The organism is Acetobacterium malicum subsp. dehalogenans DSM 11527 (assembly GCF_000472665.1).
Classification (GTDB): Bacteria; Bacillota; Clostridia; order Eubacteriales; family Eubacteriaceae; genus Acetobacterium; species Acetobacterium malicum.
Genome location: NZ_AXAC01000026.1, coordinates 22,769 through 38,238, shown reverse-complemented (window position 1 = coordinate 38,238; position 15,470 = coordinate 22,769). Strand labels below are relative to the sequence as shown.

Below are 15,470 nucleotides of genomic sequence, written 5' to 3'. Positions count from 1 at the left end.
AGCCTGGTGATCGGGCCTTTACATCAGTCTTGTCGTGCGATCGAATCGATCTGATCATAAATCAATTTTTCCGCGGCGCAGTGGCCCATTTTCCCGCCAACAAATGCATGGGTTCCGATGATCTGTCCGTTTCGCTGTTTAACCGCTGCGGCAATTTCCTGATGAACTTTGTCACTGTTTTTCAGGTCGGCAAATTGCTGAAACGTGATGATGGTAACCTGTTTTCCTGAAAAATCAGCGTTTTGAAGAAAGGTATTCATCGCTGGTACAGCATTGCTGGCCCAAATCGGCTGCATTAAATAAACATCCGTCGCAGCAGCGATTTCTTGCCAGGGGTTGCCCTGGAGTTTAGAACCTTTTTTAAACAGCGCCTGCAAAACATTTCCGTTTTTCTGTTCCCGCAGTTCAATGATCTTACCACCAAGACGCTCATTTAAGCGTTTAGCACCGCTTCTGGTATTTCCATCTTTTGAAAAAAAGACAATAACTGGGCGATTCTCATTTTCCATATCGTTTCTCCTTTAAATCAAGTGAACCTAGCGCTGGGGCACTAACGCCGACTTTCCGCAATTTCCCGCTGTTTCTTTTTTGTCAGTTTCATAAAAACGGTCTGATAAGCCAGTTGGATGCAGTCAATCAAAACCGGTTCCGGGACATCACCGGCAAGCAGAATCGAATTCCAATAGTGTACGTTACACCCGGTCTCTGATCAAGAAAAAAGCAGGAAAAAATCGCCCCAAAAAGTTAAGACAATAGGTCAATTCCATAAGCATTTTGGCTTGGCTCACAGAACTTTCGTCTCATACCTTACCCGATGAGATTTGCAACGCCTATATGAAACGTCATAACTCAGGAATACTAGCCTGGGGTTACTCTTACTTACACTGAATCGGCTGTATAAATAGTGCACAAAACCTCCATCCTTTGTATACTGAGTACGGAAGCCTCCTATATGATCCGACCTAGCTCGGCCGCACTGCCTGGCACCGGTGATTAACCCGTGTGTGTTTTTCCACAAATATCCGTCAATATCTTTTGCAAACCTTTAACATCCAGCACATTTCTCAAAAACGCCTCTCTAAGCAATTCTTTCGGAACCATATAGTCATATTTATCCATCCTTAGCTGCTGTTGTTCGGAAATAACCGCCTCCGGGTTATTAATATCAATCTGTGCTTTTTTAAGAACCGCATTAAAATCCTCAATGCTTAAATCACTTCGAATTTCAAGGTGATGTTTTCCCTGCCGGATCGAGTAAATCTGCAGTTCATCTTTCAGACCGCATAAAAGCAGATTGTTAATGGTAAAAAGCTGCCTTGTCCCCACCCAGGGACACAGATAAAAAGAATCCGTACTGCCGGGAATAAACGCCCAGTTTAAAAGATTATTGTCTTTCACAAAATCACGGGTTTTATTTAATAGCTCCTGTGAACCCGGCTGGAGATAGGAATATATCATTTCTTCCTGTAAAACCTTTTTCATCCGCGCAACAATTCTGGTATGGATCAAACCGGAATGATCCCCCGTCCACTTCGGAAGCCGATTGTTTTTCACCAGTTTGACATAAATCACTTTCCAATCCTCGTCAATCGAAGAAACCTGCCAGCTGCGACCAGCCAGGATAAACACTTCACTCACTGCCGGGCAAGTACTTAAAGTGCCGATTTCGCCGTTTTGACTAAAAACGTGGTAAACTTCCTCATCCTGAAAGACCGCATAAAAGCTGTAATGCTGAACGATTTTTTCCCCTTTTAAGCCGATAATTATTTCACCGGAATCCATGCGCTGGAGATAATCGTCGGTAATCATTTTTTGCAAAAGTAAACGGTATTCATTTTGATCAATGCCCGCAAAAGGTGGCATGGTCAGGACATTTTGAGCCAGATCCGGAGGCTTAAGTTCCCCATAAGTAAAAAGGGTGCTTAAAGTCTGATGAGCCAACAGACTAAAAGGTTTTGGCTTAACTTCAAAAGGCTCCACCCAGCGTTCTTCCAGATATAATTGGATCACGGCAATTGACCGAATCAGATCCCAGGGGATCATATCAAAGGGACTGTGTCGATCTTCCTCAAACTGATTGACAAACAGCATTTTAGATTTTCCGGTGCGCCTGCCCGACCGGCCCAGCCGCTGAACAAAACTTGAACAGCTAAAAGGTGCCCCAATTTGAATAATCGAATCCAGATCACCGACATCAATTCCCAGCTCCAGCGTCAAAGTCGCCGCGGTGACCGTCGGCCCCTGCTGTTCTTTGAGGGCGGCCTCGGCTTCGTGGCGCAACATCGCTGAAACACTGCCATGATGGACAAAGAAGACATCCCGTTCATGCTTTTTAACGGCCAGCGCTTTCATATCATTGATCACTTCTTCCGCACCTGCCCGACTGTTTGTAAAGATCAGACACTTTTTGTGATGACAATGCTCATAGATAAAATCATTATAAGCAGCTAAAACATCATCTTTTTTGGCATCCTCCTTGGGCAGGACAAAACTTTCAGCAGCAAGTAACACGGTTCGCTGATGGGTTTTAATTCCAACCGGAATGGTTTCTCTTTTGGTGCCGGCCGATAAAAACGTCATCGCCGGCTGATAATCATTCAGGGTCGCCGAAAGCCCGATTCTTCTGGGTTTGCAGCCTGTCAGTTTTTTCAGCCTGCTTAACAGACAGATCACCTGCAAGCCACGGTCGACACCCATCAGGGCATGGATTTCATCAATTACGACAAAACGTAAATCGGCAAACAAATGGGCGGCTTCTCCAGGTCGCCGCATGATCAGCGCCTCCAGGGATTCGGGCGTGATCTGGAGAATACCTTTTGCTTTGTTTAAGGCCTGTTTTTTAAGGGATTGGGAAACATCCCCATGCCAGGGCCAAACCGGAATGTCACTTTCTTCCAGCAAATCGCTCAAACGCTCAAACTGATCGTTGATTAGCGCCTTTAGCGGACCGATATACATAATCGCAATGGTATTTGACGGGTGCTGCTGCAATTGCGTGAGCATTGGAAAAAAGGCGGCTTCCGTTTTTCCCGATGCTGTTCCCGAAGCAATAATGACATGGTCGTCGGTGTCCAGAATGGCCTCACAGGCCTCCACCTGGACTTCCCGCAAATCCGTCCACTTTTTTCGATAGATGTATTCCTGGATAAAGGGTGCGTATCGTTCAAAGGCTGTCTTGCTCATATGTCAAATTCGGCAAACAGATCATCATGATCACTGCTGATTGTTTCGGGGTCGCTTTCAGCACTTTTTACGGCGTAATTTTGTTCATTCATTAAAGAATCAAAGCTCGTCCCCGAATTTTGATAAAGGATATTTAATAATCCCAAAAAATCCCGGGTAATTTCGCGGGGCGTCAGTAGCTGGTCAGCCCCCAAACGAGAAACCACGGTCTTTAAAAACACGGTCAATTCATTTTCACTAAGCGTACAATCATAATTGTAATGAGCGCTATGGAGTTCGCAAAGACGTTCCATCAGAATAAAAAGTTCTTCCGGTGAGAGCTGGTTCAATTTAATTACCGGGGTGGTAAAATCAACAAAATTCTGACTGCTGAAGCGGTTGTCTTCGAGCCGTGTCCGCAGGGCCTCATAGTTAAAAAGTCCACGCCGCTCATCGTAAATAAACTGCGGGGTTCCGCTAAAAAAAACGCCAATATTTTGGGCTTTCCCCTGCATTGTGTCGTTAAAAATAGTGAGCAGTTTTTCATAGTTGCTGTCTCGCGCCTGTTTATGGGGAATTTTGTAGAGATTAACTCCTTCATCCAGAAAGACCAACAAGCCTTTGTATCCCGCTTTTTTGACAAAGACGGCAAACAGTTTTAAAAATTCATACCAGCTCGCATCTTCAATGATGCAATCAACCGGCAGATCCTTTTTGGCTTCAGTTTTGGTCGCGTATTCCCCTCTCAACCAGCGCAAAGCATTTTGTTTGAGATCGTCATCGCCTGTTTTCATCCCCCGCCAGTAGGAATCAATGACATTGGAAAAAGCAAAACCATAGGCCAGCTCAGATAACTCCATCATCGTTTCTGCAATCCGCTCACTGACCGCACCAACAAGTTGAGGTTCATTCGGTCGATAACCACTTTCTTTGCTGACGGCAGACTGCAGCCCCATAATCCATTTTTGCAGAATGGCTTCCAACGATCCGCCATCCGGCCGGGTCGGGGTAGAAAGATGCTGTAATAATTCCCGATAGGTTGAAAGCCCCTGACCTTTCGAACCAGTCAGCCTCCGCTCCGGCGAAAGATCGGCATCAGCAACAACAAAGTTCTTGTCCATGGCGTTATTTCGAATCATCTGCAGCAAGAAACTTTTACCGCTTCCGTATTGACCCGATATTAATCGAAAAGATGCGCCACCATCTTCGATGGTATTCATATCGTTCAAAAAAGCGTTTACTTCATTTTTCCGGCCAACAGCAATATGGCGCAATCCAATTCTGGGTACCACGCCGGCGGTCAGTGAATTAATTAATGCGCCGGATTCTCGGCGGCTAATTGTTGGTGCCATCGTTTTATTCTCCTCTTAATGATTTTTTCAGGATAACCGCATACTCCGCGACAACCTCAAGCTGCGTCTCAATGATAATATCACCCAAGATATTGATTGCCAGAGCATTAATGTCATCTATTAGTAATTCCGGCATCGTCATTGTCTCTTCGGCAATTCGCTCCAGTTCAATTTCAGGTTCTTTAAGGGTCAGAACAGCAATCAGGCTTTGCCGCTGCTCCGGCAATAGTTCTGTGACAAATTCCTGAAGATTTTCCGGTAACAGGGTTTTATCAGAATCTGCCTGGTTTTCTTTAACCACTTCAATTTCAGGCGGATTTTTGAACAGATAATCAATTTCGTCTCTGAAGTCATCTTCGATAATCATCTGATCGCCTTCGACGCTGATTAAGTCATTTTGTAAATAACGGTCCGCCAGTCGGTTGATTGCAGAAATTGTTTGGGTATCGACTGGCATCAACTCCGCTTCGTACTCCGACTCATAAAGCTTTTTAAGAAAAGCTCGTTCATTTTCAGAAAGGGCTTTGTAAATGGTGATAAACTCTTCGACTTCGGTTAATAATATTTTTTCCGTTGGCGCTACCATTTCTTCGCCGGCCGCATCTTCCACCTGTAAAATTGAGCGAACGGCATCGGACTGCTTACGCAGATCATTGATGTCCTCAAAATTCAGTTCAAGCTTCGCCGGTTTGTCCCCTTTGTTTTCTTCGATTTCTGTTAATCCGTATTCTCTTTTCAGAAAAGAAGCGATCAGATTTCCGGTTTCCTCATCGATCGCAATGCCCCGCAACCGCCCTTTCGTTCCATAAATCTCACGCAGGGTATTTTCCCCAAAACGGACGAGCTGGTTAACATAATTACTTAACTGCGGCGCTGAAGAATATTCTTTGATCGTAACAAAAATGGTCTGATTGGCCTGGGGACAAAGGGCACTTCTGTACAGATAACGCTCTTTGGTGACTGCCTGTTCGGGGCCGAAGGTTTCCAAAAGCCCCTGCTGGCTTTTTTTCCTTAAAAAAGCATCCGCCAGTGAGACAATCCGGGGAATCGCCTCTTTCATCAATTCATGATAGCCGCTTTGATAAAATTTGCTACCTTTTATGGAGTAATCACATAAGGCGTCAACCAGTTCAAAGCTAATTTTAAGCGGCACATCCTGACGATGCTGTTCAATAATCGTATCCGTTACATAGGAGGACTTATGAAAAGAAGACTCGTAATTTGCAAAGCTTGGCTCAATTCTATTTAGATAGGCAAAGTCAAAGGACCAGTCATACAGATAATTATTCAGTTTGGGAAAAGCTTCCCGATAGGCTTCCCAGATTTCCAGCAGCAGGGTGTAGCCTTCATCGGGTGTTTGATATCCAACCCCGTTTAATAATTCATAAATGTAGATAAAAATGTAAGATAAATCAGTATCAAGATAGTTTTTCTTTCTTATTTCAGAGCGCCAGTAAAAATACCATTTTCGCTGCGGACCTGACATGCTTTGATAGGACGGCCAGTAGGACATAAAGGGTACGAAAATGGTTTCTGCCCCTTTTTTATCAGCATATTTTTTGATATCCTCAAAAAATTCTTCATGGGGATTAAGATAGGTTACCGATACCGTAAAGGGGATCGTTGCTGTAGAACCCTTTTCTGGAATGGTTTGTTTATTTTCCACTTTACCTGATAGGGTTATATCTGAGAAGATTTGCTTTTCGGGCAGCGTATTTTTAATCTGTTTGACGGTGGTATTTTCTGATGGCACTTTTCTAACCTCCACCATTTTCTTTTTAATTTGCCTATAGAAAATGATATAGTGAATCACGACGACAAGCCAGATCAGCGGCGAAATATCCGGGAAAAACAGGGAAATTAAAAAATAGGCACCACCGAGAATAAGCGTCAACTTTTCAGCATAACTTATGCCCAGGTAGATTATTACAAAACAATTAATCACGGGCACAAAAGAAAGAATCCGCATGCCTGTGCCGGGGAGTTTTGGAGCTGTTTTACTCATGATAAGCCTTCTTTCTGGATTTTAAATCTGAGCGGTTGACTAGGGGAAGGTGCATATTACCACCGTCCCTTTGAGTAAGCAAGGGTATCCTAACGATGACGCTTGCGACTACAACCTGCAAGGCTGCTGTCGCCATGCCAGGAAGCGCACAAAACCTCCGTCCCCTTGTGTACCTATTTTTTTAATTGTATGTTGCTAGGAATGTATTCAACTTAAGCTTAAACTTGTCTTTCCAAGTTGAATAACTTCTGATGTCTTGTTCAATTTCAGATTTAGTTGGTAGCTGTGGAATTGTTGATATTCCTCCATCATGCTCTGTTATAGAATACTTGCTAAATAAATTTAAAAGAAAATCAACATCTTCTTGTTCGGTAACTATATAACTTGATAAATTGCCTTTTTTCAAATGTATATTTTTACTAAAACGTTCATAAGTTTTGTTAGATAAAATTTCTTCAACAGAACGCTCTAATAACATTCGAAATCTTTTTCGTGCCGAATCAAGCTTGGTTTCTCTACCATGCGAATCAGTCAAATCAAGTGAATCGTGTTCTTTCAAGATCCTGCTAATTGAATTCACTCTTTCTTGAACGTTTTTCGCCAAATATGGAATTTCGTCTGTTACAATACCGCTAATGCCGTTGTATTTGTCAATACCTATAATTTTGCAGTGTGTGCCTTCGATTGCTTTATGCGTATCTATAAGCAATCGTAAAAATGATAAGTCATGAGTGAAAATTATTATTTGTCTGTTTTGCGATAAATGAACTATTTTAGTCGCAATCAAATCTCTATAATCTAAATCTAAAGATGTAACCGGATCGTCAAATACGATAGTATTCAGACGATTTTCAATCGTACATTCTGCAAGAAAATTTGACAAGGCAATGATTTTTTGTTCACCTTCACTCATAATGGAATTTATTGATTCGTTGATGCCATTTAAACTACATCTTTGATATGTATTTCCTTGGCTTGTTCTTGTTTTCGAAATCAGAACTTTGCTAGCTAAATCAATATTAAAGAAGTTAAGATGGTTAATAAATTCTCGGTGCTGTAAACTCACTGCTTGGGTTCCCATCAACTCGCCAATTTTACGTGAGATTCCGTTTGTCGCAAGTTTCGATTGACACTGACATATCCAAGATTTGTATTTGAATTCGTCGAAGTATTTAAGAATTATAGTCCTGTTATTGAACAAAAATTCTTTTGTTTTAAGTTCATCTAGTTCAGAAATAAAAGCGTTTCTATTTTTCCAAAGCTGCTTATACTGTTCAATCTTTGAATTAATACTTGGAACTAGTGCCTTTATGCTTGGTGTCATAGTTTGTAAATTGACGTTTAGGTTGCCACCGTTTTGCAAAAATGCGATAACTGAATTTTTTAATATTGTAATTGAATTAGCAAATCGAATGTAGTTGTCTTTAAAGTTTGGTATTACTTGTTCTAATTCAGTAAGATTTTCATATGGCGGAACGACTAATGAATTGTATGAGCTCAATTTTTGTTGAATTGTCAAGTCAATTGAACTCAACTGCGTTGAAACATCATTTAATACAAACTTATTAAATGTTAACATTCTCTGTTGTGCGGTTTCGTCAAGTTCTTGTTGACATAACACGCATTTTTGTAAAGATATCAAAGATGGAAAGTTCTGACCATCCGAAAGATTTGAACTATGTGCATATTTTTTTGCGGCTTCCCATAACGTTCTCCAAGGATTTGTTCCAAATCCGTCTAGGGTGTCCATATTTTGTAATTCGGTTGTTGCAATTTGATATGCATGGTATACACTGTCAAATTTGTTTCTATTTGCTCTTAGTTCGTTTATGTTCTGTTCGTTGAATAATGCTTCAATTAGCGCTATTTGTCGAATGTAGCCGTCAATTCGTTTTAGCTGATCGGTTAAATTTGTAATATCCTGTTGGGGATTTTGCGCTGTTGTTAAGTTTGTAAGTTCTTGTTTTCTAATGGTGTCCATTTTGATAAATTGAATTTGTGAATCAACATTAACTCGTTCTAAATTTTCAATTGTTTCATACCATTGAGCTATATTTGTTTGACTCATACTATGAGGTAATGTAGGTTTTTGCGTAATGTACGAAGCGATAGACGAATCCAAAGTTTGTGAAATTATTCCAAAAGTTGAAATCAATTTTTCTAAAATATCAATTCCAACAGGTTTATATTCGGTGGGATTTTCGTTGTTGATGTAAACATCTCCGCATTCGTTATCAAATACAAAAATTGAATTGAGAATAGAATTCCTTGAGCTGCTTTCAGTCCAAGTGAAACTATCATTCGAGCCATTTCTTTCAATGACAAAATCAACTTGCTGTTGGCTGCTTGATGGGTTGAAAACGTTTTTCTTAAGTGTAATATCAGGATTTCTACTCCAACAAAATTTTCTTAAAATGCGTGAGTAACTTGATTTTCCAGAGCCATTATTTCCATAAACAACAGTCAAACCCGTATTTGAAAATTGCAAATTTCCCTGATTATGCAAAGCGCAAATATTTATAGGATTACTTAGACTAATTAATCTTGGACAGTCTCCATTTGTTACAGTTGATATAGGTATATGACTATTGTCAAGCGGAATCGCATTTATAGAAATCGACAAGTCGCCACATTCTTTTTTCACTAATTGTACAAGTTCATCAATATCGTTTTGTGTAAGTGCTGATGATGTTATCAGTCTTCTTAGTGCATCTTGAACAAATGCTTGCCTGTCTTGCGACCAATTTAAGATATCTTGATATACTGACATTATATGAATTCCTTTCTTTTGTCGGTTGTTGTTTTTTAAAGTTCCGTGTTTTACGTATTAGTATCTTAATGTATCCTCAATAATTGTGAATTCTATGACAAAGTAACGTTTCGCTTATTACGTAAACGGTTAATGCGTATCAAATAAAGAATACTCACGAATTTTTTTGTAGCATATATAACTACGTGGATTCATAAAAAGTTTAATGGCAAACTCCTATCACCAAATATCTGGGGTACTCTGCTATTCCGTTTGTGCTGGACATTCACAATTACAAATCATTGTTTTAATCGATTCTTATGGATTTATTGTATCATTTAATGGTACCGACGGAAAGATTTTATCGCCGTTTGGGCAAAAAAATAAGCCGAAGTGATGACCATTAAGCCATCCCTCCGACTTGACCGAAATCACGGCATCCCCCGATACCTCCCTTTAATCGGTTAGCAGGGGACTCGGTTGGCCTTCCCAGAGCAGATACAACCGATGCAGGGCCCGGGTACAGCCAATATAAAGCAACCGTTTATCAGCCTCACTGTGATAATTCTCAGCACTGACATCACAGATCAACACCGCATCAAACTCCAGACCTTTTGACAGGTACAAAGGCATGATCGAAACGCCCTCAATCTCAACAACCGTCTGATGCCGGATCAGATTGACCGACATTTTTTTCTTTAATGCCTCAAAAAGCACCATGGTATTTTTCTGGGTTTTTACAATCAGCCCGATCGATTGGTAACCCGCCGTTTGACACTGGTTGATTGTGTCACAAAGTTTTTCCACCAGGCTTTCGGTATCGGCCGCACCCAGCAACACCGGTTCTTCCCCACTGCGGTTAAAGCTCTCCACCGGGATGGCATCATCGATGAACTGTTTACTGAAACGTAAAATCTCGCTGGTGCAACGGTAGCTCTTGTTCATCGTCACCAGGGCACTTTTCTTGCGGTTCAGGCGCTTTGCGATCGCTTCATAAAAGCTGAGATCTTCATTTTTTTGCAGGGTCTGATTGATATCCCCCAAAATCGTCAACTTGGACTTTAAAAACAACCGATTCAGGATTTCATAATGGAGGGGATAATAATCCTGGCTTTCATCGATGATCACCTGTTTGATGGTAGCGTATTCTTTTGCTCCAAACAGCCTTAAGCTCAGATATGCCAGGGCAACGGCATCATCATAGTTTAAGTGATGGTGGATCAGATTTCGTTTGGTCACCGCCAGCATTTTGCGGATCCCCTCCGGCAGGGCAATCCCCGCGGCAATTTTAAAAAAGTAACCGTCATTCTCAAACAGCTGGGCATAAAGATTCAAGGCATCGATTTCGGCAAAGCGCATCATTTCATTCCGGACCGAGCTTTTAAGCGGACGTCGCCATTTTCCATAGACCGTTTCATTGATCGCCTCTTCCAGATAGCCCAGTTTGGTTTTTAAGGGCGTATCGGGGTTCGTTTGCAGACGGCTGATGATTTCGGCCCGGGTAAAAATCGTCTCACCTTTATAGCGGATATCCCGGATGTTCATTAAGTGCTGGGGAATATCATCAATAAAACGATCCAGAATTTTGATAAAATCCGCCGAGGCCTTAAATGCCATGCTGTCGCTTTTTAGCTGGCTCTGAGGACCATTTGATAAAACCCGTTCCAGAAAAACGTTCTTTGTTTCAAATTTTTTATCGATCAGATCCTTAATGATTTCATCAAAAACCAGTGTCCGGACATTTTCTTCCCCCAGTTCGGGAATCACGTTGGCAATGTACTGTTCAAACAGTTTATGGGGCGAGACAATGATGATTTCCCGCCCCTGAAGACGATCTGATAAACCCTGGTACATCAGATAGGCGGCCCGGTGCAGGGCTATTGAGGTTTTGCCGCTGCCCGCCACGCCCTGAACAATCAACACATCGTTTTCCATATCCCGAATCACCAGATCCTGATCCCGCTGGATCGATTCGACAATGGTTTTCATTTTCGGCGAGGTATTGCTGGACAGGAGCTTCTTAAGAAACTCATCAAAGACCTGCAGATCGGCATCAAAAAAGAAATCCAGATGGCCATCTTTGATTTCAAATTGGCGTTTTAACAGCAGCTTACCCTCAATCCGACCAACCGGTGCATCATACCAGGCATCCCCCGGGGCAAAACGGTAGAAAACGCTGGCAACCGGTGACCGCCAGTCATGGATCAGCATTTTATAGGCGTTTTCTTTTTTCAGTGAATGGTGACCAATATAGATTGGTTCGGTTTGCTCGCCATCACTAAAACAAAAATCAATCCGGGCAAAATAAGGCGTGTCAAGAATGCCCCGAAGCTTGGTGATCTTGGCTTCGGTAAATTCATATAGGGCCGTTCGTTCTGTCACCGGAGCCATCGCCTGGCTCAATTCAACCAGCGCTTCAAAGCCATCGGAACCCCAGAGATTGCCAATGCCATGGGAAGTATTTTCACGGATTTCTTTTTTGGCCGCCTGGATCATTTCCCGGTTCTTCTCATTCGCTTTCAACGCATCATCAAGTTGTGCCCTGGCTTCTTCAATGGTTTCCTTCAGTCGTTGCTCTTCAATACACCAGTTATGGTTATTTTCATTCATTAAACATACCCCTTAATCTAAATCGGCAATGCCCATGCAATGCTTCGCTTGGTAGTTTACCATAACCCTGCACTTTCGACCAGTCTTGTAGTTTTTTGGGTTTCATGATATGATAGAAGTGACCAGAAAAGACATCTACAAAATGTAATATGCATTAATCGTTACCAACCCGAACTGTACTTCTTAACAGCGGGTTATTTTTTTGCTCACGATCAGGATACCTTGATGATTGTTATACTTCATATTTTCTATCAGAGCTCCTCTCTAATTCTTCTCATTAATGATTCGTTGTGTTTGTCTGCCAGATCGCCACCCGGTCATCGGGCGCAACATACATTTTATCGCCTTCTTTAATCCCATAGCTGTCATAAAATGCATCAATTGAGCTGAGTACGGCATTGACCCGAACTGCCGCCGGGGCATGGACATCGGTCAACAAATAATTCTTTTCCAGATCCGGAGTTGAGAGTTTGGCCCAGATCGTAGCCCAGCTGCTGTAAACATCGGTCAGGGATTCGCCCTGTTTTTGTGCCACCGCGGTCACCGTGGTCAAGGCCCCCAGATCGGCAATGTTTTCTGACAGGGTCAGGGTGCCATTAACCGACTCTCCGGTCGAAATGGTATAGTTCCCATAATAGTCAATGATTTTCTGGGACAGTTCATCATATTTTTGATACTCGGCCTCCGTCCACCAGACATTGTAATTGCCCTTTTCATCATATAACGAGCCGCTTTTATCAAAGGCATGACTGATTTCGTGTGCAATGACGGCGCCAATGCCACCCAGGTTTTTGCCATTACTCTGATTTTCATCAAAATATGGGGCCTGTAAGATGGCTGCCGGAAAGACGATTTCATTATTGGCCGGATTGTAGTAGGCATTAACCTCCTGGGGTGCCATGTACCATTGCTCCCGGTTGACACCTTTTTTATATTCATCATAGTCATATTGTCGGGTCGCCTTCATCAGGGCCAGCGCATTGGCCAGATAAGTGCCGCCGTCTTGGGGTGCGGTTACCTGGAGCGTATCGCCAATGGTTGGCCATTGATCGGGATAACCAATTTTTAAATCCATGGTATCCAGCTTCAGAATCGCTTTGGCTTTGGTCGCCGGGCTCATCCAATCCTGAGCGTTGATGATGGCCTTGTACTCTTCACTGATCGTCGCCACCATCGTTTTTATATCCTGCTTGGCTTTTTCATTAAAGTATTTTCCGGCATAGATCTTACCAAATTCCCATTCCAGAAAGCTTTCCACCTCGTCAAAGGCCAGCCGCTCGGCGCTTTTTTTCTCTGTTGAGCCATCCAGTTTCATGGCCATCTCCAGTTTAAGATCCCGGTAAGCAATCGGAGCATAGTCGGCCAAATCATTTAAGACGACAAATTTCGTATACTCTTTCAGCACCGGCAGGTTTTCTTCAGTCAACATCGTATTGATCTGATTGATCGCCTCCACCTCAAAGACCACGTAGTGATCCTCGCTGCCAAGCCCCTGGGCGGCCAGATACTTCGCCATATTAATATTGCCATAAAGAGCCAGCAGTTGATCATAGCTATAGACATTATAGTAGCGCTCCGGGTCATAAAACTCCTCCGGTGCCAAGGCCTGGGCAGCCACTGCGCTGGCAAAGGCATAAACTGCTTCGGCATTTTTCCCGGCGGTCTCTTTATCCTCACCGCTGAGCACCAGCATATCCTGGATATACCCTTTATAGGCGTCGCAATATTCCTGCATCGAAGGGTCTTCCATGTATTCTTTGCCGATTAACGCATCCATCGACTCAAAGCCCACCATCAAGGCGTCCGAATTCATATCATCCTGATAATAACCGTAGCGAATCAGGCTGGACTCCCCGATGGCCGACAGGTCGCTCAGTCCCTCCAGATACTGATCGAGATTCCGGGCTGATTCAATCTTTTCCAGATACGGTGTCACCGCGGTCAGACCCTGGGCGTTGCGTGTGTCAAGATCGATGGCACAGGCATACAGATCGCTTATTTTTTGCTCACTGCTACCTTGGGGATAGGTTTTGCCGCTGTTTGCCAACTCACTGACAATCCCCTGTAGCTGGCCCGATGTTTTTTCATCTAATTCATAAAAGTAGTCCCATTCTCCTTCGGTTGCCGGAATCGTCTTTTCCGCCAGCAAATCATAATTAATGGCGCTATAAAAGTCCGCAGTCTCACTCGGTTTAACTGCTTTTCCGGCCTGTGAATTGGCACAGCCAGTGAAACTGACCAGCACCAGGACAACCATCACCAGGGCCAGTTTTTGAATCGCATTATTTTTTTTCATTTCATCTCCTTGTCGGGGTATCATTTCGTTTAAAACATGGCACGTTTACCGTGATACCACCGCACGGTGGCTCCGGCTGCCTAATCGATGGTCTGAACTTCTACGGGAATCCACATTTTAGGATTATAATTAAGGGTATATTTATACTTCGAAACCGCGTTCTCACCTAAATCTTCCAGCACATAAGTAACGTTGTCACTTAACCCGATAAAATGTTTTTTGTAACTACCGTCCTCATCTTCAACGATGACTTCCAACTGATTATCAGCAGTATCGGCGGTAATTGACATTTTGCCGGTCATTTGAAACAAAACGTCGCCTTCAATACAATTAATCACCGTCAACTGCCGGATCACATTGAAGTTATCAGCCTGTTGCGACAAATTGTAAGAAACCTTTTCGGCTTCGCTTTCGCAACCAGTCAGCAGCAGCAAGCCCATCAGAGCTATCATTAATACTATTTTTTTCATAGATCTTTCCTTTCTCTTCTCAAAATCAGTTCCACTTTATCATCGATAGTTTAATTTTTCTATTTAGATGCCTGGCGACAGGTCCACACGTTACGCTAAAAGATCCGGTATCTTGCCGAGCGTATCCGGAATGTTGTCAAGGATATCCTGAAGACATCCCGCCTTTTCCAGCCTTTGCATGGTGGCCTGGTGGGGATTGGCGTAGATACCCGGCCAATCGTATTCATCGTATTCCCGACGGTTCGCAAAGGCCAGGATCGGTTCGCTAAGTGAAAACTGCGCCTCAACAGCAGGCTTATTACCCCTGGCGTCCAGCCTGATCCACCGATTTTCCAAATAGACGGCATTATAGGCGTGGACACAATACCCCAGCGAGTCATCGTCGGCCAGGGTAAGATGCTGAAAACAAAAGCCGGTGGGGATCGCCTGGGATCGCAACAGGGCGGCCAGTAAATTAGCTTTGGCATGACAAATACCGGTTTGGTGGATCAGCACATCGGAAGCTTTTGCCGTAATTACCTGGGCATTGCAGTCAAAGGAATGGGAAACTTGATCCCTGACAAATACATAGGCTGCTCTGCTCTTATCAATATCATTCATCCCCGCTGTAAATAACTGCCGTATTTTATTCTGGATGGCGATATGATGATAATCAATCATATCTGTTGCTAATAAGAATTTTTGTGTCATGCTTCATTTCCTTTCAAATTGGTCTGGATATATCACCGTTTATAACGACTACCAGTAACAGGTGCCTGCTTGCGGCTTAATCAATGGTCTGAACCTCAGCGGGAATCCACCTTATCAACAAACACCTCCCAGGAAT

9 protein-coding genes are annotated in these 15,470 nt (G+C 43.0%); all 9 read right to left on the bottom strand.

What is annotated here, in order from left to right; genetic code table 11:
- Window positions 1-23: 23 nt before the first annotated feature.
- The 9 genes from A3KS_RS0111000 to A3KS_RS0110960 all read right to left on the bottom strand — a co-directional run bounded on the left by A3KS_RS0111000 (window position 24) and on the right by A3KS_RS0110960 (window position 15,334).
- Window positions 24-509, bottom strand: coding sequence for an NADPH-dependent FMN reductase family protein (locus A3KS_RS0111000; protein ID WP_026394973.1), 486 nt, complete (start codon window positions 507-509; stop codon window positions 24-26).
- A gap of 484 nt (window positions 510-993) precedes the next feature.
- A complete protein-coding gene (locus tag A3KS_RS0110995) occupies window positions 994-3,183 on the bottom strand; it encodes a DEAD/DEAH box helicase (protein WP_026394972.1) in 2,190 nt (729 codons plus the stop codon).
- Entirely contained in the window at window positions 3,180-4,514 is a 1,335-nt protein-coding gene (locus tag A3KS_RS0110990; RefSeq protein WP_026394971.1) for an ATP-binding protein, read from the bottom strand. The genes A3KS_RS0110995 and A3KS_RS0110990 overlap by 4 nt, the downstream gene beginning before the upstream one ends.
- Window positions 4,515-4,518: 4 nt before the next feature.
- Window positions 4,519-6,519, bottom strand: a complete 2,001-nt coding sequence (locus tag A3KS_RS0110985) for a TerB N-terminal domain-containing protein (RefSeq protein WP_026394970.1) — start codon at window positions 6,517-6,519, stop codon at window positions 4,519-4,521.
- A 181-nt stretch (window positions 6,520-6,700) separates the two neighbouring features.
- Window positions 6,701-9,289 (bottom strand): AAA family ATPase, encoded by a 2,589-nt coding sequence (locus A3KS_RS0110980; protein WP_026394969.1) that lies wholly within the window; start codon window positions 9,287-9,289, stop codon window positions 6,701-6,703.
- Window positions 9,290-9,724: 435 nt separating this feature from the next.
- Window positions 9,725-11,878 (bottom strand): HelD family protein, encoded by a 2,154-nt coding sequence (locus A3KS_RS0110975; RefSeq protein WP_026394968.1) that lies wholly within the window; start codon window positions 11,876-11,878, stop codon window positions 9,725-9,727.
- Between the two features lie 277 nt (window positions 11,879-12,155).
- On the bottom strand, window positions 12,156-14,174 hold the full coding sequence (locus A3KS_RS20915; protein ID WP_051355817.1) for a M13-type metalloendopeptidase: 2,019 nt from the start codon (window positions 14,172-14,174) through the stop codon (window positions 12,156-12,158).
- 80 nt (window positions 14,175-14,254) lie between these two features.
- Window positions 14,255-14,644 carry a beta-sandwich lipoprotein gene (locus A3KS_RS0110965; RefSeq protein WP_026394967.1) on the bottom strand — a complete coding sequence of 130 codons (390 nt, stop codon included), beginning with the start codon at window positions 14,642-14,644 and terminating at the stop codon, window positions 14,255-14,257.
- Window positions 14,645-14,734: 90 nt separating this feature from the next.
- Window positions 14,735-15,334 (bottom strand): transglutaminase domain-containing protein, encoded by a 600-nt coding sequence (locus A3KS_RS0110960; protein ID WP_026394966.1) that lies wholly within the window; start codon window positions 15,332-15,334, stop codon window positions 14,735-14,737.
- Window positions 15,335-15,470 lie beyond the last annotated feature (136 nt).

What these genes read in the sequence shown, in the direction of transcription:
- A3KS_RS20915 (WP_051355817.1), bottom strand. Translation starts at nt 14,174, where the DNA reads ATGAAAAAAAATAATGCGATTCAAAAACTGGCCCTGGTGATGGTTGTC.
- A3KS_RS0110975 (WP_026394968.1), bottom strand. Translation starts at nt 11,878, where the DNA reads ATGAATGAAAATAACCATAACTGGTGTATTGAAGAGCAACGACTGAAG.
- A3KS_RS0110960 (WP_026394966.1), bottom strand. Translation starts at nt 15,334, where the DNA reads ATGACACAAAAATTCTTATTAGCAACAGATATGATTGATTATCATCAT.
- A3KS_RS0110965 (WP_026394967.1), bottom strand. Translation starts at nt 14,644, where the DNA reads ATGAAAAAAATAGTATTAATGATAGCTCTGATGGGCTTGCTGCTGCTG.
- A3KS_RS0111000 (WP_026394973.1), bottom strand. Translation starts at nt 509, where the DNA reads ATGGAAAATGAGAATCGCCCAGTTATTGTCTTTTTTTCAAAAGATGGA.
- A3KS_RS0110980 (WP_026394969.1), bottom strand. Translation starts at nt 9,289, where the DNA reads ATGTCAGTATATCAAGATATCTTAAATTGGTCGCAAGACAGGCAAGCA.
- A3KS_RS0110995 (WP_026394972.1), bottom strand. Translation starts at nt 3,183, where the DNA reads ATGAGCAAGACAGCCTTTGAACGATACGCACCCTTTATCCAGGAATAC.
- A3KS_RS0110985 (WP_026394970.1), bottom strand. Translation starts at nt 6,519, where the DNA reads ATGAGTAAAACAGCTCCAAAACTCCCCGGCACAGGCATGCGGATTCTT.
- A3KS_RS0110990 (WP_026394971.1), bottom strand. Translation starts at nt 4,514, where the DNA reads ATGGCACCAACAATTAGCCGCCGAGAATCCGGCGCATTAATTAATTCA.